This window comes from Chryseobacterium sp. WX, assembly GCF_029542485.1.
GTDB lineage: Bacteria > Bacteroidota > Bacteroidia > Flavobacteriales > Weeksellaceae > Chryseobacterium > Chryseobacterium cucumeris.
The window spans coordinates 5,142,832-5,161,823 of record NZ_CP120710.1; the positions used below are offsets into that span (position 1 = coordinate 5,142,832).

The 18,992-nt window shown below is 35.5% G+C and carries 14 protein-coding genes; 11 read left to right on the plus strand and 3 right to left on the minus strand.

Features of this window, described 5'->3' with window-relative positions; translation table 11 throughout:
• Position 1: 1 nt before the first annotated feature.
• The 5 genes from PZ898_RS23580 (at position 2) to PZ898_RS23600 (ending at position 4,336) form a co-directional block, all read left to right on the plus strand.
• On the plus strand, positions 2-298 hold the full coding sequence (locus tag PZ898_RS23580; protein ID WP_062671117.1) for a DUF3098 domain-containing protein: 297 nt from the start codon (positions 2-4) through the stop codon (positions 296-298).
• A 111-nt stretch (positions 299-409) separates the two neighbouring features.
• Positions 410-1,228: an undecaprenyl-diphosphate phosphatase gene (locus tag PZ898_RS23585; protein WP_062671115.1), complete on the plus strand. Its 819-nt coding sequence runs from the start codon at positions 410-412 to the stop codon at positions 1,226-1,228.
• A 20-nt stretch (positions 1,229-1,248) separates the two neighbouring features.
• Positions 1,249-1,947, plus strand: coding sequence for a tRNA pseudouridine(55) synthase TruB (gene truB / locus PZ898_RS23590; RefSeq protein ID WP_277694389.1), 699 nt, complete (start codon positions 1,249-1,251; stop codon positions 1,945-1,947).
• A gap of 272 nt (positions 1,948-2,219) precedes the next feature.
• Positions 2,220-2,942, plus strand: coding sequence for a 23S rRNA pseudouridine(2604) synthase RluF (rluF, locus tag PZ898_RS23595; protein ID WP_062671111.1), 723 nt, complete (start codon positions 2,220-2,222; stop codon positions 2,940-2,942).
• A gap of 170 nt (positions 2,943-3,112) precedes the next feature.
• A complete protein-coding gene (locus PZ898_RS23600; RefSeq protein ID WP_277694390.1) occupies positions 3,113-4,336 on the plus strand; it encodes a hypothetical protein in 1,224 nt (407 codons plus the stop codon).
• Between the two features lie 77 nt (positions 4,337-4,413).
• On the opposite strand, the gene PZ898_RS23605 is transcribed toward PZ898_RS23600, so the two are convergent.
• The gene (locus tag PZ898_RS23605) at positions 4,414-5,673 is read right to left on the minus strand and encodes a helix-hairpin-helix domain-containing protein (RefSeq protein WP_277694391.1); all 1,260 of its coding nucleotides are present in this window, start codon (positions 5,671-5,673) and stop codon (positions 4,414-4,416) included.
• A 364-nt stretch (positions 5,674-6,037) separates the two neighbouring features.
• Between PZ898_RS23605 and PZ898_RS23610 the strand changes: the two genes are divergently transcribed.
• From PZ898_RS23610 to PZ898_RS23625, 4 genes are all read left to right on the plus strand, one after another.
• A complete protein-coding gene (locus PZ898_RS23610) occupies positions 6,038-7,666 on the plus strand; it encodes a T9SS type A sorting domain-containing protein (RefSeq protein ID WP_277694392.1) in 1,629 nt (542 codons plus the stop codon).
• Between the two features lie 68 nt (positions 7,667-7,734).
• The gene (locus PZ898_RS23615; RefSeq protein ID WP_277694393.1) at positions 7,735-11,139 is read left to right on the plus strand and encodes a hypothetical protein; all 3,405 of its coding nucleotides are present in this window, start codon (positions 7,735-7,737) and stop codon (positions 11,137-11,139) included.
• 5 nt (positions 11,140-11,144) lie between these two features.
• Positions 11,145-14,786, plus strand: coding sequence for a DUF6443 domain-containing protein (locus tag PZ898_RS23620; protein WP_277694394.1), 3,642 nt, complete (start codon positions 11,145-11,147; stop codon positions 14,784-14,786).
• Positions 14,776-15,129, plus strand: coding sequence for a hypothetical protein (locus tag PZ898_RS23625; protein WP_277694395.1), 354 nt, complete (start codon positions 14,776-14,778; stop codon positions 15,127-15,129). The genes PZ898_RS23620 and PZ898_RS23625 overlap by 11 nt, the downstream gene beginning before the upstream one ends.
• A gap of 41 nt (positions 15,130-15,170) precedes the next feature.
• On the opposite strand, the gene PZ898_RS23630 is transcribed toward PZ898_RS23625, so the two are convergent.
• On the minus strand, positions 15,171-15,599 hold the full coding sequence (locus PZ898_RS23630; protein WP_277694396.1) for a hypothetical protein: 429 nt from the start codon (positions 15,597-15,599) through the stop codon (positions 15,171-15,173).
• Positions 15,600-15,646: 47 nt separating this feature from the next.
• Complete coding sequence (locus PZ898_RS23635) at positions 15,647-15,991, minus strand: helix-turn-helix transcriptional regulator (RefSeq protein WP_123872002.1); 345 nt, start codon at positions 15,989-15,991, stop codon at positions 15,647-15,649.
• A gap of 141 nt (positions 15,992-16,132) precedes the next feature.
• Here PZ898_RS23635 and PZ898_RS23640 point away from each other — a divergent pair, with 141 nt between their 5' ends.
• A complete protein-coding gene (locus tag PZ898_RS23640) occupies positions 16,133-16,393 on the plus strand; it encodes a SymE family type I addiction module toxin (protein ID WP_277694397.1) in 261 nt (86 codons plus the stop codon).
• Positions 16,390-18,900 carry a CHC2 zinc finger domain-containing protein gene (locus PZ898_RS23645; protein WP_277694398.1) on the plus strand — a complete coding sequence of 837 codons (2,511 nt, stop codon included), beginning with the start codon at positions 16,390-16,392 and terminating at the stop codon, positions 18,898-18,900. The genes PZ898_RS23640 and PZ898_RS23645 overlap by 4 nt, the downstream gene beginning before the upstream one ends.
• Positions 18,901-18,992 lie beyond the last annotated feature (92 nt).

Sequence of the window (18,992 nt, forward strand, 5' to 3'; positions counted from 1 at the left end):
AATGAGCAAAAAAACAAATAAATTTTCCGCTTCAGACTTTGGACATGAAGCTGAAGTACCACAGGAAAACACTTTCTATTTCGGACAGCAGAATTTCAAATGGATGCTGATCGGATTAGCATTTATTGTAGTAGGATTTCTACTGATGATGGGACCTGATGCCAATACTGTAGATGGAAAATTTGATCCTAACTCATGGAATGACGGGATCTTTTCTATCAGAAGAATCAGAATAGCACCTCTGTTTGTTGTTATAGGATTTGCAATAGAAGTGTACGCGATCTTAAAAAGAAAATAAATAAAATAATTTTATTTAAGGATTAAAAAATTTAAGAATTGAAAGATGTAAGCTAATGAGCTGATTTTTCTAATTCTTAAATCTTTTAATCTTTTTAATTTTTAAAAGAATATGGATTTAATCAAAGCAATTATTATTGCCATTGTAGAAGGCTTGACGGAATATCTTCCGATTTCCTCTACAGCACATATGGGATTTACTGCGAATCTTATGGGGTTGGAAGAAACAGAATTTTTAAAAATGTTTCAGGTGTCTATTCAGTTTGGAGCTATTTTATCTGTGGTAGTAGCCTATTGGAAAAAGTTTTTTGACTTAAATAATATTCAGTTCTATTTCAAACTTGCATTTGCCGTAGTTCCGGCTTTGGTATTGGGATATTTATTCGATGATAAAATTGAAGCCGTTCTTGGGAACCAGATTGCGATTTCTTCCGTATTGGTTTTAGGGGGTGTTGTTTTGCTGTTTGCAGATAAATGGTTTAAGAATCCTAAGATTGATGATGAAAAAGGAATTACGATAAGAAATGCTGTTACCATTGGTTTCTGGCAGTGTCTTGCAATGATGCCGGGCACAAGCCGTAGTGCTGCTTCCATCATTGGAGGAATGGCCCAAGGTCTTACCAGAAAGGCTGCTGCAGAATTCTCTTTTTTCCTTGCAGTTCCTACCATGCTTGCGGTAACAGTGTACTCAGTTTTTGTTAAGACCTGGGGAAAAGAAACCGCAAATCCACAGAAAGGATATGAAATGATTATGTCTTCACAGGATCACATTATGATCTTCGTGGTAGGAAATATTGTAGCATTTATTGTAGCACTTATTGCCATTAAAGCATTTATTGGTGTGCTTAACAAATATGGATTCAAACCTTGGGGCTGGTACCGTATTTTTGTTGGAGTTGCCCTGTTGATTTATTTTTATTTTTTTAAATAAGAAATCTTTTATACCCATTCATGACTGCTGAAGAACTGAAATCAGGATACATTTTTTTATTAGATAAGCCTTTGGACTGGACTTCTTTCCAGGCTGTCAATAAAATGAAATATAAACTTAAAAGGGAGTTTGATCTTCCTAAAAAATTTAAAATCGGACACGCCGGAACTTTAGATCCCAGAGCAACTGGGCTTCTTATTGTCTGCTGTGGAAAATTTACAAAGAAAATTCCTGAAATTCAGGATGCTCCCAAAGAATATTGGACAGAGATCAAGATTGGTGTACAAACGGAATCCTATGATACTGAAAAGCCTGAAATTCTTCAACAGGATATCTCGCATATTACTGAACAACAGGTAAAAGAAGTGTTGGAAAAATTTGTTGGAGAAATTGAACAGAAACCACCTGTTTATTCGGCTATTAAAATTGATGGTGAAAGAGCATACAACCTTGCCAGAGCTGGTGAAGAAGTGGAAATGAAGGCAAGAAAAACAACGATCCATTACATCAAGGATATTAAAATTGATTTTCCTATGGTGAGTTTTATGGTAGGATGTTCAAAAGGAACCTACATCAGAAGTCTGGCCCATGATATCGGTCAGGAATTGGGAGTAGGAGCTTATCTGACACAGCTGAGACGTACCAAGATTGGCGACTATGCCATTGAAGATGCTACAGATCAGTTCCTGAATAACGAGTACAGATTTGAAGGTCTGTAAAAATTAAACCAGCACTTCTCAGGAGATTGAAAATCATACACCATTAGGAAATATTCATTATGGTATTACTTTCATAAGAATATCATTTTCTTCCTAACTTTGCATTAGGAAATACTGAAAATACAAGTTTCCTATTCAAAAATATTGAGCCAAAAGGAGGAATCGTTTTCAAATCACATAAACTGAAAGATGGGATGATGATTTTTCATAGATTTAAGCTATGGAAACCCCGATTTCAGTAATAAAAATTATACCGGCTACGGAAAAGACTAATGGAAAAAACGCGTATCAATAAATATTTATCGGAAGTGGGATACTGTTCAAGGAGAGCAGCAGATAAACTTTTGGAAGAAGGAAGGATCAAGATAAACGGGAAAATTCCTGAGTTAGGAACCAAAGTTTCTGATGAAGATCTTGTAGAAGTAGATGGAAAACCGATCAGAGAGCCTCAGGAAAAACCGGTGTATATTGTTTTTAATAAGCCGGTAGGAATCGTTTGTACCACGGATACAAAACGTGAAAAAAATAATATCGTAGATTATATCAATCACCCCAAAAGAATTTTTCCGATCGGAAGACTGGATAAACCAAGTGAAGGACTTATTTTCTTAACGAGCGATGGTGATATCGTTAATAAAATTCTTAGAGCACGAAATAACCACGAGAAAGAATATCTTGTTCGGGTAGACAAGCCTATCACACCAAGATTTTTGGAAAAAATGCGAAACGGTGTTCCAATTCTTGATACCGTGACTAAAAAATGTGAGGTAGAAAAGATTGATGAAATGAATTTCAGAATTGTTCTTACTCAGGGATTGAACAGACAGATCCGAAGAATGTGTGAATATCTTGGATACGAAGTAAAAAAACTTAAGAGAATCCGTATCATGAATATCAAACTTGATTTACCTATCGGGAAATGGAGAGATATGACGGATGAGGAACTGAATACACTCAACTCCTTGCTGGCAGATTCCAGTAAAACAATTGATTAAAAATATCTAAAATACTTAAAGGTTTTTAATTTCATGCTTCCTTGTATTACCTATGGGAAGCATTATTTTTTAATGTTATTTATTGTTTTTTCACGTATTGGTGTAATATATTTTATTTTTCAGTGAAAATGTTTTATATTTATAATATCAACAATAATAACCTGAAAATCATGAAATTAAGTCTTAATTCAGTTCTAGTATGTATTACTTTGGTAATATTAGTGAGTTGTCAAAATGATAATCATTATCCGGATCATCCACATGATTCTTCGTTTTACATTGATTACAGAAGTTTAAAAGGATTACCAGACGGAATTGCCGTTATTGAACTTGATCCTGAAGCACCCAATTTTGGAAATATAAGCAGCAAACTTGAATTGGGCATTGGTGTACTGCCGCATCATATTTACTACAATCAGAATGCCAATAAAATGTTCACAACTGCTTTGGGAGGCAGCTATCTCTACGAAGTAAAAACCGGACAAGACCAAAACGGACAACCCATATTATTGAACGCAACTCCTGTTGATACGGGCGAGAATACGGTAGGCGAAAATTTATTTTTTACCAATGACGGAAGGTATTTTATGACCTTTATGGGGGGAGCAGGTGGCCCAAAAGACGGAAGTATAGGTGTTTTTAACGCGGCTAATAATAAGCTTATCAAAACGATTAAAGCACCCATTCAAACTAACCCCAATAAGTTTATCATGTATCCACACGGTATTTCCATCAATGAGGAAAAAGGACTGATGATGGTATCATCCACTATTCACCCTGACCTTACTACCGGAATGGGTAATACTTGTACTTTATTAGATCTCAATACTTACGAAATAAAGGAAACCTATCAGGTTGCAGACTCTCCAACTGATTTATCTGCTCCTGTAGAAGTATTGCTATTGCGCGGAAAGTTTCCGCAATATGCACTTGCTACAACGATGCTTGGCGGAGATATCTGGATTGCTCCCTATAATACTACAACCAAAAAATATGATGCTTTTACTAAGATTTTTGACGGAAGCACAAAAGGTTTAGGCTGGGCACTTGAAATGTATATTGATGATACCAACAAATTGTACGTGAGTTTTGCAGAACCTGGAAAAGTACTTGTCTTTGATATTAATAATCTTCCTCAACTAAAGCTTTTGAAGACTCTGGATGCGGATAAAGGCGCACATCATATGGCTTTCTTTAAAACCAAATCAGGAAAAGAAGTTGTAGCAGTACAGAATAATTTATTGGATCTCCCCAACTTAAATTCCGGTACGATCAGTATAATTGATATTAATACGGAAAAAAAATTAGGCACAGTAGATTTACGTAATAAATATGGAATACTGCCGGAATCCATTGAAGGGACTAATGGTCCAAGCAACTACATGCATCACTAAAATCGAAGATATTATTTTGCAGGACGTAACTCTTCCGGAATATTTTGGAAGAGTTTACGCCTATTTTAGGGTTCATGTTATTTTATATATAATTTCATTCTTTCTTCATACTCAGGTTTCAGTTTCAAAAGTTTCCATATTTTCTTATCATCAGGGTTACTGATCCGGTAGAATATGATTTTGTCTGCTGAATATTTGAAATAAGGCTGATTTTTAAGCCATTCCTCAGGTGCGTCTACTAATGAATACCGGGGAACATTTGATATATTCAACGGGGCTATTGAAATCAGTTTTTGAACCAGATCCTGATCTATGTTGTAGGTGGTTAAAATTTGCTGCTTATTCATAAAACCTCCCAGCTTCTTTCTGAAGCCAATTATTGAGCCTGCACTTCTTTCATCCAGACCAAATTCTATAAGCTGTTTGAAAGTAATGGTATTAAGATCTGTTTTTGAAAAATCTGTTTTTTGCTGTTGTTTTTCCTGAATTTTGATATAGAGTGTCATCTCCTGAAATTTCTCTGCGGAGATCACAAAACATTTCTGCAGATCTTCTAGGCTTTTGAAACTTCCCCGTAAATTTCTGTCCCGGTAATTGATGATCGTGATTGCTTGTTTCTCTGAGAATCCAAGTGTTTTCCAACCCTCTAAATCAAGCTGATTAGGATCAAAAATATGATATTGAATTCTGGATTTTACAGTATTATCCTTCGCAAAATTCCTGAAGTTTTCCGGAGTGTTTTCCGGCAGCAAAAGATAAGGTGCGATTTTGCTGTAATTTTCCGGGGAAATGATAAAGCATTCTTTAAACTTTTCCTTACTGATAAAACTTCCCCCGAGATAATTTCTATACTTTATAATAGCTTCTGCCTGCTTTTCACTGAAACCCATTTTAAGCCAGTCGTGGACAGAAAACCGATCAGGATTGAATTTCGCTGAAATCATAATTCCTTTCTTCCCGTATGGAGTGAATCTTTTGGAATCTCCTTTTTCTGCTGCTTCAGGAAGCAAGATGAAAGAGGCTAGCTCACTGAATTTCTCTTCGGAAATAGCATAACATTTTTTCAACTGCTCTTTTGACGTAAATTTTCCTCCTACCATATCTTTATACTTAAGGATAGTAGCAGCTTGTTTATCTGAAAATCCAAGTTTCAGCCACTGTTCTTTGTCCAGTATATTAGGATCAAAATCTGATAGATCCCGTATTGAAGAATCTTTAATAAAGGTAACTTCAGGAAAAGGTTCTTTTTCACGACTGGTGTATTTCTGATAGGCTAATAAAACAGTCAGCAATGTGACCATCAATGCCAGTTTTTGGTAATAGCTTTTTCTCATCATGCAGTAAACTTATTGATAAAAATAAATCACGACAATAGTTGATAATGAATTAGTTAAATATGATATAGAGAAAGTGTTTTATTGTTGATAAGCTAATGGGAATATTGCCTTTTGGGCGATATAATTTCGTAATTGATACTAAATATTCTGATTAGATATTTATTTTTTAACACGACAGGTTCTGTCGCAGCGAGCATATATTTTTGCATCATAATGATACAAATTGCAATACAATATTAATAAGATCTAACTATTAATAGTATGATTTATAGCAGGTTAAAGTATTGTGATTTTCGTATCTTAAAAAGTGTTAAATTCGTTGCGTTTTAATAAACTAATTACTAACTCAAAAAACAACATAAAGATGAGAAAACTTTATCTCAGTGCATTTACTTTATGGACGAGCCTGGGCATATCTGCCCAGGAAGTGGTGTGGGAAAAAGACATCCAATCCTCTACCCAGGATTTTCTAAGCCAGGTCACTACAACCATTGATCAACAGTATTTGATCACAGGAAGTTCTATTCAAAGCAATAAGCAACAGGCTTCAGGCAGTAAGCACAATAACGGTTATGATTTTCATTTGGTAAAACTCAATCAGCAGGGTCAAGAAGTCTGGGAGAAATATTTCTCAGGACAGAACCATGATTATCTTTCTGCTACCGTTACTACTCAGGATGGAGCATTTCTTTTGGCCGGAACATCTTATTCCGGAAAAGGGTTAGACAAAAAAGACGATTCCAAAGGAGGTTCAGATATCTGGCTGATCAGAATCAATGAATTTGGGGATGAATTATGGCAGAAAACGTTGGGAAGTTCTTCAGATGAAGAAGCCAGAGCGGTTATCCAGACTACTGATTTAGGGTTTTTTGTGGCCGGAAACGTACAGAATTCAGCAAAAGGCTATGGCTCTAAAGATGTATGGATCACCAGACTCGATAAAAACGGGAAAGAACTCTCCCAATTAATTTTAGGCGGAAAAGGTTTAGACGAAGTAGAGAATATGATTCCAACGAGAGATGGTGGAGCATTACTGGGGATTTATTCAAGAAGTTCCGAGGTTCATATTTCTAGTTCTGAAAAAGATTCCGGGATGCGAGGCGCAGATTCTGCATCCAACGTTCAAAACCCGAACCCCGTATCTCGAATCGCAAAATCCACGGAAAATTTCGATGAAGGCGACTACTGGATCGTAAAATTGGACAAAAACGGAAAAGTAGAATGGGAAAAGAACTTCGGAGGCAAAGGAGATGATCATTTGAGAACCCTTGCACTAACCTCTACAGGTTTTATTATTGGTGGAGAATCAAGATCAGAAAGATCAGGAAACAAAACCGTAGACATTGAAGAAGGGACAGATCTTTGGCTGATTGCTCTCAATGAAAGAGGAGAAGAGCAGTGGCAGAAATCCTACAATTTCAAAAACAGAGATATTCTAATGGGAATGAGTGTTCTTCATTCTGTTGACGATAAATCTTCTAAAGGAATTTTATTAGGAGGTTACACCCAGGCTGAAGGAAGAATTCAAACTGATGATGAAACCTTTTGGATGCTGTATTTAGATCAAAATGGTAATGAGCAGTGGAGAAAACACGTAAAAGGAGAATCCAGACAAAAAGAAGAAAGACTTTCTGATTTAAAACTCAACAGAGACGGTTCCATTATTCTCGCTGGAACCAGTGCAGAAGAATTGGGTAAAGAAAACTGGAAAATTGTAAAGCTGGGCGATAAACAGGTAGGCCAGTTGATTGAAAAATCAGATATCAAGATCTATCCAAATCCTGTATCTGACTACGCTTATGTAGAAATCGGTTTTGATTTTAAAGATGCTGAAATTTTATTGTATGATATGAGCGGAAGACAACTTCAGAATTTGAAAACAAAGAATAGAGTCACCAAGATAAATACTCAGTCACTTATTCAGGGAGCTTACTTAATTACCATAAAAACAGATACCAACAAAACGGCAAGTGCTAAATTAACTAAGAAATAAACACGATGAAAAAATATCAAATTATGTGCCTCTTGCTGCTTTGCAGTTGGCTGTATTCACAAAATCAAATGAAAGATACTTATTTAGGGTTTACTCCAAAAACTCCTGATATAAGTTCGTTAGGAAAATATATTGATAAACCAATATCTTTATCTAGCGGGTCAGTGAATGTTTCAGTTCCGATCTATACACTACCTATTAATAGTAATATATCCATTCCTATTAGCTTACAATATAATACTCAAGGAATAAAAGTAAGTGAAGTAGCAAGTTCTGTAGGACAGGGGTGGAATTTATCATCAATAGGAACTATTTCCAGAAGTATCAGAGGCAAAAGAGATAATTATAATGATTCTGCATTTTACCTACAGTCTATTGCCACTGCTAAAAATAGCCTGATGAACAATTCAACAGGTACATATACTGATGTATGGCTGGATCAAAATGCTGAAAATGTTGATCTGGAACCAGATGAATTTAATGTTTCATTATTCAATATGAATTTTAAATTCTTTTATGATTTCTCAACCAATAAGTTTGTCTCAACTCCTTTAAATAATATCAAGATCATTCCCACTTTAAATAATTATGGAAATATCGTTGACTTTAAAATTATTGATGGTTCAGGGAATACTTATTTTTTTGGAAAATCAGATGACAATGACAATAGATTTGAAGTTATAGAGGAGGTCTCAAGTGTAAGCATTAGCAATGATAGTGCATTTTCAAACGGTACAGATCCTCAATTCGGCACATGGTTACTTGTAAAAATTACTACCAATGATAATAAGACAGTAAGATTTTATTATGATGGTAATGCTGTTCCAGTTACCGATTTAACAAAACAGGATGTTTACCTTACCTCTCAATATAAATATTTTGCTAATAATTTTGATTTTTTTAATGGAAAATATGATGTAGTTTCTTGGTCAAGTGGTAATCCTGTAGTGATAGGTAATAAATACCCAATATCATCTGAAATTGCTAAAACTAAAGATGGAAAAGTTTATAATGTTTACAGTTCACCAGGAATTGCAGATAAGCTTATAAACCGAATTGTTTATGAAAATACAGAGATTGAATTTATTAAATCTACAACAGCACGAAAAGACTTCAATGCTTATTCCCTGGATAAAATAAAAATTAAAAATAATAACAATGTAATTAAAACCTATCAACTTAATCAGGGATATTTCAATTCAGAGTTTCCAACTCCAATGAATGATTTTTCAAGAAGTAATAATTATATTTTTACACCCAACTTTGACAGAGCTATTCCAAGGTTAAAATTAAATGGGGTATCTGAATACGATAAAAACAACCAGATAATCAGTAAACATAATTTTGAGTATTTCCCAGGTGAATTACCAAGTCGACTTAGTTTTGCACAGGATTTCTTTGGTTATTATAATGGACATACTGAAAATACTGAACTGATCCCTAACATTAATTTTAAGTATGCCAATGGTGTAAAATCAGCAGGTACAGCAAACAGAGCTGTAAGAGAGGATTATTCAAAAATAGGGATGCTTAAAAAAATCACCTATCCTACAGGCGGATCTACCGAATTTGATTACGAAAATCATACCTATCAGGCGATCAATGATATTAATGAAGTGGTTATCGGAGATCTATTTTCAATGGAGACAAAATATGTAGCCTTCGCCAGTGAACAGGCTGCTGATCCTAATACAGGAGAACAGCTTCCTCCAGAAATGAATTATGAGATGAACTGGGAGTTTGAAGAAGATACCTCTGTTGATTTAAATACTCAGATTGAACAGGTATTTGATGAAAATAACGGAGCCAATAATTCCTACAATATTATCATATACAGAAAAGTAAATGGAAACTGGCAAATATTTACTTTGATGAGCCATACCATTGATAAAACAGTAATGTTTCCTAAAGGAGAATATCTTTTAACAGCGCATCGGGAAGTATTAACCTATGATGAAGGAGGGCTATTTAATAGTGCAGGAGGTTTTACATTGATGATGTCTTTTCTGGGTCCTGTAAAAAATAATCAACAGTCAAATACTAATCCTGACAATATACAAAATGCGGGAGGATTAAGAATAAAATCTATCGTTCAGAAAGAGAATAATGCAGAGCTTTTACGAACTGAATATTCTTATAATGAAACAGTGGGTGGAAAAGTATATTCCACAGGAATCTTGCACGGTTATCCATTATTAGTAACCGAAAACTTCTATGAAGGAATTAACAAGTTTTATGGAGTCATTGATTATCCGTTTAGAAACTCATCGGGAAGTAATATTGTTTATGGACAAGTTACTGAAACATCTGTTGATAATGTGAATAATAAAAAAATAAAGAAAGAGTATTTTTTTGAGAATAACGCTCCTTTGGAAGCTACAGATATGGCTACTATAGATCATAGAACAAGGACACCCTATATGGGATGGAAACTAGGAAATCTTAAAAAGACTTTATATTATAAACAAAATGACAATGGCAATTATTCATTAGTTCAAAAAGATACTATTATTTATGACCGAAAGAATTTGGTTTTAAATGAAAATTTTGGAGTAAGAATTGAACCTAGAAACAGGGTTTTATTATCAACCTTTGGAGGACAAAGTCCAGATGATTACATCTACAAGACGGATTATAGGTATGAGTATTATCCATTATTCTCTGACTTTAGTTTTGAGAGAAAGAAGCAGATCACAGAGCTATTTAATGATAAAATACTTACTACATCAATAGATAATACGTATTCTAATCCTCATTATCAATTATCCAATAAAAAAACGACCCTTCCAGATAACTCTTCAAGCGATATAAGCTACGCCTATGCATCTGAAAAAGGAAATCAATTGATGATATCAAAAAATATGGTTGAAATTCCTTTAGAGACTATAAGTAGTAAAACAATGGGTACTACAAGCAAAATACTGGCAAAATCAGAAACAATTTATCCTATAAATCAATCTGAGGCTAATACAAAAACATCAGGATTGGTTTTGCCCATTTCAGTGTTAGCTTACGAACTTCAAAACCCATCGGCAGCAATTACTGAAGTAACCTTTGACAAATACGATCCCAAAGGAAATTTGCAGCAATATACCGCAAAAAATGGTCTTTCAACAGTAATCATCTGGGGTTACAACCAAATTCAGCCTATTGCCAAAATAGAAGGAGCTAAATTATCAGATATCCAGCAGTCTTTAATGGATTCCATTATTAATGCTTCCAATACAGATGCCTCTGCTGTTGCTAATAATGATGAAACTTCATTTTTGTCTGTACTGAACACCTTCAGAAACGCTCTGCCAAATTATCAGATCACTACCTACACTTATGATCCATTAATTGGAGTAAGAAGTATCACACCACCATCAGGAATCAGAGAAAGCTATGTTTATGATTCCGCAAACAGACTTCAGAAAGTGATCGATGTGAACGGCAAAGTGTTGAAGGAAATGAAATACAACTATAAAAACTAAAACTGATGAAAAAGATAATACTACCAATAGGAGCTCTGCTCTTATCCAATATAACCTATGCGCAGCTTTCCACGATTTCAAGCAATGAAAACTATATCCAGTCCAAAACGTATCTGGATTATAACGGAACTTCTCCAACCAAATCCTCAGAAACCGTTCAGTATTTTGATGGGTTGGGAAGGGCCAAGCAGATTGTTAACGTAACAGCATCACCACTGGGACGTGATGTTGTGACCCATATTGAATATGATCCTTTCGGAAGACAGGTTAAAGACTATCTGCCAGTTCCCCAACTTTCTACCAGCAATGGAAACTATTATTCGGGTCCATTAGGTGTTTATCCTAACACCTACGGGAATGAAAAGATCTATTCTGAAAAAAATTTGGAAAACTCTCCTTTGGACAGGATTCTGGAGCAGAAACAGGTAGGTAATGACTGGAATGGAAAATCGGTAAAGTTCAGTTATGATACCAACGGATTTAATGAAGTCTATCAGTTTACCACAACCACAAGCTGGGTAGATGGAGCTACTAAAAGTGTACTGAGCTTATCCTCTGCCACGGTTTATGCCCCCAACCAGCTTTATAAAAACTCTGTCAAAGATGAGGATGACAATGAAACCATAGAGTTTAAAAACGGTAAAGGACAGGTGCTGTTGGTAAGGAAAATAAAGAGTTCTGCAGAACATATCGATACCTATTATGTTTACAATGAATATGACCAGCTGGCTTTTGTTATTCCTCCTCTGGCTGTTCATAAGCCTATTACGGATGATCTTCTCAATACTTTATGCTATCAATACCGTTATGATGGCAGGGGAAGACTTGTGGAAAAAAAGCTTCCTGGCAAAGGCTGGGAATATATGGTATATGACAAACAGGACAGACTTGTAGGAACTCAGGATGCTCTATTAAGAACAAAAGGGCAATGGCTGTATACTCAGTACGATCAGTTTGGAAGAGTTGTGATTACTGGACTTGCGACAGGAGGAGACCGAAATGCAGAGCAACCATTGGCTGATGGTTCAAATAATATGACACGGACTAATTTTGTGGTCTTTACCAGGCAGGGAATGGATGTTTATTACGATCCTGGTGTCACCTATCCTCATGCCTCTAAGTGGCTCACTTTATTATCGGTAAATTATTATGACTCTTATCCTGCCTACGGTTTTAATCCTGCATTTCCTTCAACTATTCAGGGAGAGCCAGTATTGCCAGCAGCTCCTGCAGCTGATGGGAGAAGTACCAAAGGACTTCCTGTGATGAGCTTTGTAAAAAACATTGATGATGACAAGTGGACAAAGAACTATACCTATTATGATCAGAAAGGAAGAGCTATTGGCAGTCACTCTATTAATCATTTGGGAGGATATACCCACACAGAATCCAAACTGGATTTTACGGGGCTTGCTTTACAAACCATTACTACTCATTTACGAAAGGAAGGGGAAACAGGAATCACGGTAAAAGAACGTTTTGTATATGATAATGGAAACAGGCTGAAGGAACATTATCACCAGGTAGACAGCAATCCTGAAGAACTATTGGCTAAAAACAGTTATAATGAACTCTCTCAACTGGTCAACAAGCAGGTAGGAAACAACCTTCAGAGTATTGATTACGCTTACAATATCAGAGGGTGGATGACTGACATCAACAAAAGCCAGATGAGTCTTGCAGATTTAGGAGGCAAGCTTTTTTCTTATAAAATCAAGTATACTCAGAAAGAAGGTGTTACCAATGCTGACCCTGCACTATTTTTAGGTAAAGATGTACTTCCAAAATACAACGGCAATATCGCAGAAGTAGACTGGAGATCTGTTGAAACATTGGGCGTAAATCCTTCGTTAACCCCAAAGAGATACGGTTATGCTTACGATAAACTCAACAGGCTGACGGCAGGATACTATCAGAATCCCAACAACCCATACAGCAAAGAAAATACAGAATCTCTGCAGTATGATGTAAATGGTAATATTACCGCCCTTTACAGGACTTCTGTGATGGAGAATGGAAGCAATACCGCTACGGTAATTGACAATCTTGCATATGATTATATGGGAAACCAGGCTGTCAAAATTAAAGATAACAGCGGTAATAGTACAGGGTACGAAGGTACAGCTGGATTACCTATTGGATATGATGCCAATGGAAATATGATTTCAATGCCCGATAAGCAAATCTTAGACATCAAATACAATCATTTGAATCTTCCTCAGGAAATGAGTATAGATTTCGGTACTGCTGGCACTGTTATCAATAACATGTATAGAGCAGATGGTACAAAGCTAGAAAAAACCTCTGTAAATAGTGTTTCAGGATATTATAACGTTACCACTACTACAGAAAAGACAGAGTATCTGGATGGTTTTCAGTATTTTAAAAGAGATATCGTTACTTCAGGAGGAGGTGGGGAAATTGAATTGATGACAGCAAGAGCAATGGAACCTCAGGCTTTCTCATTGGAAAATACTACCGTTTCTCTCCAATCAGCCAAAACTCCGGATTTACAGTTTTTCCCTACTTCTGAAGGATTTTATGATTATCAGAAAAATCAGTACATTTACCAATACAAGGATCACTTAGGAAATGTAAGAGTGAGCTTTGGGAAAAACAGCACAGGTGTTCTTGAAATCGTGGACAGTAATGATTATTATCCATTTGGGATGAACCACCTGAAAACAGGTAATGCTTATTTTGGACAGGATAGTTTTAAAAAGTATAAGTACAATGGTAAGGAATTGCAAGAGACTGGAATGTATGATTACGGCGCGAGGATGTATATGCCAGATTTAGGAAGATGGGGTGTTGTAGATCCATTAGCGGAGAAGATGACAAGACATAGTCCTTATAACTATGCGTTTAATAATCCTATTAGATTTATTGACCCTGATGGAAGGGAAGGAAAAGGATGGATTAAATCAGTTGTTGATGGACAAACATCTTGGACTTATGACAAAGATGTTCATTCGCTACAAGATGCAAAAGATAAAAAATATACTGGTGTTACAGAATATCAAGATGCCTTAACAATAACTGGGACAAGTAATGGACAACAAAATTATCAATATACTTTAGATGCTTCAGGTGTGGCAACCGACTCTAGTGGAAAAGTAATGACAGAATCTTTTACAACTGGGGCAGGAACTCAAATTGGAGTTAATCCTGACAGTCAAATGTTGGCTTCTATTGGCAGTATACAAGGAGGAACAGGATTTTATGCTGGACTTACTGGTAGTATTTTAGTTGGAGGAGGAATTACAGCTTCATTAGGTCTTGTACAAGACGGGACTGGTCATGTAGAAACATATTTTACATTAGGTGGAGGCTTAGGTTTTGGTGTTTCAGGAGGTATTGAGGGAGGTGCAATCATCCCGACAGATCCCAATCACACATTTGTTACTTCTGAATTTAGAGGTACAAGTATTACATATTCTGGAGGCGAAGGACTTGTTAATGGCTCTTTTGGAGGAACATTTAGTGATAAATATAAGGGGTTTAAAAATGCTGATAATTTTGATATGTCTCATTTTGGAGTACACACTCCAGATGGATACAGAACCAAAGGCTTTGGAATTATTAAGGGAAGTGCAGGTCTGCCTGTTTCTTGGGCAAAAACAAATACTTGGGTAAGTGGAAAATAAAATTATTCAAATAGATGGTAGGATTAAAAATTATATAAAATATTGTTTTCTTGCTATATTTTTTGTTATTTTCTTTTTAGTTTTTTTCCGTAAGAAAACAACCGAAAACAGTCTGATTGACTATGAAATACATGCGAAAGTTGTTGATATTTATAGAGATAGGAATGAACATAATTTTTTATTTGTAAAATATTCCAATGGTTCGGTAGAATTATTAGATTATCCATATAAAATTGGAGATTCCATATCAAAAAAGAAAGGAGACTCAATAGAATATATACTTAGGAACGGTACTTGGTTGAAAAATAACTTAATTCAACAGGACAAAAAAAACAAATATTAAATAAATAATAAAAATCCGTCTCACAACCGAGACGGATTTCTTTATTCTGCTAAACTGACATCGTATCCTACAATTTTAATACTATCGTTATTTTTTTCTAAAGTAATTTTTTCTTGTGTATTTTTTATATTTCTATTTACTTTATATAATAATACATATTCTGATTTTGGATTTGTTCCGATAGAAACAAATGTTTCCCATGTTGTTAACTTCGTATCTGAGATTTTACTACCACAACTTGAGTTTATTTCATTCAACATCTTATTTAACTGATCCTTACGGGTTAGTTTAAAAAACTTCTCTCCAAATAATTTAAGCGCCTCTTTTCTATTATTATTTTTTATCAAAGAATAGAATTTTTCGGTTATTTTTTCAGCTTCTTGCTTGTCTTCTTCTCTGTTACGATAGGTTTTATTAAAATTACACCCTATAAAAAGCAAAGGAATTAATATTAAAGTATACTTTTTCATAGTACAGTAATATTTTTTAGTGTTAGTATATCTTATTGGAGTTTTTTTTATCTAAAAGCCTGTTTAGTTTTAAAGTTTTGGATATAGGTATCAATAACATTAAAGAGAATACTTCTGGTATCAGGATCCATTTTTTGAATATCGTTAATACGCTCTACGATCTCTTTATCGAATGCAGCGTTTTCTCCTTCCCCGATTAAAAAATCTACAGTTACTTCAAAAGCTTTAGCCATTTTAGCTACCATCTCAATAGAGGGTAAGTTTTCATTACGTTCATATTTTCCTATAATCTCCCGGGAAGCATCTATCTTCTGAGCAAGATCTCCTTGCGACCAATTTTTCTGCTTTCTGAGCGTGCTTATTTTGCTTCCTATGTTTAATGTATTACCCATATCTAACCTCTATTACAGTGTAAATACAAATATAAGAGAACTTTAGTGCATAAAAAAGTAAATGATTACTTGCTTAAATGAGAAATAGTTTATGGTTTTGTGGAACAAGTTACACATCAAAAAAAATAAAATATTTTCATTATGTCAGATATACCCCATAAACAAGTAAAGTTGCAGAGCCGTTACCGTTTCTGTGCGGGAGGTGAGAAAAGCGTTCCCTGGCTTACCATCAGTGGCATGTGGTTAGAACGCCTGGGCTTTAAGGCGGGAGATATGTTGCGCCTTACTGTGCGTGAGAAACTATTGATTATAGAACCTTTGGGGGATGATGGTCTTGCAGCTCATGACTATAAAGCTGCCTTACAGGAAGTAAAACAACACCTTAAAAAACTCTCCCAATGACTATTGAGCAGATCAAATCCCGGTTAAGGCTTACTGAAGTTCTACAGTATTACAACCTTCAGCCAAAAAATAATATGCTTTTATGTCCCTGGCACGATGATAAAAGAGCAAGCCTTCAGGTGAATCTGGATAAAGATTTTTACAAATGCCATGCATGCGGGAAGACAGGTGATGTTATCCAGTTTATGGAAGACTATGAGAAACTTACCAAGCACGAAGCAATCAAGAAAGCAGAATCATTGATTAATCCTGAAATATCCATATTGATAAAACCTAAAACGGTTGAAAATACAAATCAGCCTGACATAGACTTTTTAGAAAACACCTTCAGTTACTTTAGAAAAGCCTTGTATTGCAGCGTTCCTGCAAAAGGCTATATAGAAAAAAGAAACTTAGACAATAGTCTTTTAGAAATCGGTTATAACTCCGGGCAGTTCCACCATGGAGAAAGAAAAAATGATGAACTTATAAAAAAAGCTTTGGAAGCAGGTCTGTTACAGGATAAAGGACTCATTAACAACAGAACCAAAGAAAAGGGCTACAGTATCTTTGCTAATAAATGCATTGCGTTCCCTCTGAAAAATAGCCAGAATCAAATAGTTAGTTTATACTTCAGAAGTATTTTAGATAGAGACAATGGAAAGCACTTTTACCTGAAAAACCGCAGCGGAATCTATCCGGGTTATCCCCATAAAGAAACCAAAAAACTTATTCTGACAGAAGCGATTATTGATTGCGCAAGTTTACTCCAGATCAAAGAAATCCGAGACCATTACAGTCTGATAAGCTGTTTTGGAACCAATGGATTAAATGACGAGATACTGAACGCAATAAAAGAGCTTCAGCAACTGGAAGAAATTATCTTTTGTTTTGATAATGACAAAGTCGGAAAAGCAGCCATAGGAAAGTATGCGAAATTATTACAAGACAATCTGCTTTCTAAGCAGATGGCTGATGGCCGCTTCCTTACTAAGGAAGAATCCCAGGAGCACCTGATGATGAGTCAGGTGATCTATAGCTTTATAGAATTACCTTGTAAAGATGTCAACGAAACATTACAGCTGCATGATGAAACTATATTTAAAGAGCTTTTAGAAAACCGGAAATTTATTTTTTTACCTGAAAATGGCAGTGGTGCTGTAGAACCTCTACAGTCTATCGGGGGTTCAAGGCCCTTCCTCTCTGCCATATCAGACGAGGGTTCGAATCCCTCCAACGACACGAGAAGCGGAACTGGTAGATCTACTGGTCTCAAACACCAGTTCTATGAAAATAAAGGTTCAAGTCTTGGCAAGGCTACCACAAGTGTTGATTTTACACAGGAAAAATGCAGCGTACCCCCAGAAATACCCCTGAAAAGCAGCATAGACTTTTTACAACAAAAAGACTTACTTCAGAGCCTTAATCAACTGATAGAAAAATCTGGGATTATTGGAGAAGAACAGTCCAGGCTGCTATTATTCTTAATCACGATCAGTTATTTAAACAGAAGTCCTTTACATGGTATTGTCCAGGGAAGCTCCGGAAGTGGAAAAACGCACATGATAAGCAGAATTGCAGATTTAATGCCTCAGGAAGATGTGCTGAGATTTACAAGAATTACGGAGAGCAGTTTATACAACTGGGGTGAGTTTGACCTGTTCCAGAAGATCATTATCATTGAAGATCTGGACGGATTAAAAGAAGATGCCTTATATGCCCTAAGAGAATTTATCTCCAACCAGGTATTAAGAAGTTCCGTTACCATCAAAGATAAAAAAGGAAACAATAAATCGTCCCACAAAATCGTAAAAGGCCAGTTTAGTTCTTTATCCGCCACCACCAAAGGCGAAACCTATGAAGATAATATGAACCGTAGTTTTATTGTAGCCGTCAACGAAAGTGAAGAACAGACAGAAAAAATAATCCATTATCAAAACCGTAAAAATGCGGGAGAGATTGATAAAAGCCAGGAACAAAAAGCAGTAAACCAATTACAGAATATTGTAAGGAATCTAAAGCATTATGAGGTGATTAATCCTTATGCAACGCAGATACAGCTTCCCAATAATGTAAAGAATAAAAGGCGGTTAAACGAAATGTTCCAGTCCATCATTAAGCAAATCACCTTAGTTCACCAATACCAGAGGCGTATTACCCAGGAGAATTATTTAATCACAGAGATCGAAGATATAGAGCATGCTGTAGAAATCCTGTTTGAAAGTATCATCCTAAAGATTGATGAACTGGACGGAAGTCTGAGACAGTTTTTTGAGAAGCTGAAGAAGGCTTTTACAGATGATCATTTTACAAGATTTGAAGCGATGGAAATCACAGGCTTTAAAAAGACACAGTTACAGTTCTACCTGAATGAATTGGTAAGACTGGAATATTTAAAACAGATAGGTTTTGCCAACAAAGGCTTTAAGTATAAAATATCTTACAGTGATAATATACAGAGAGTTAGAAAAGATTTAAAAGAAGCTTTTACCAAACAGTTGGAAGAACTGAAGCAGCATAAAAAATAAATCGCCTGTGCAGTTGTACTGAACACTAGCGAACACTAAACGGAAGCCAAACGAACACTAGAATATAAGTATGATCCGATCAATAAAGGAAA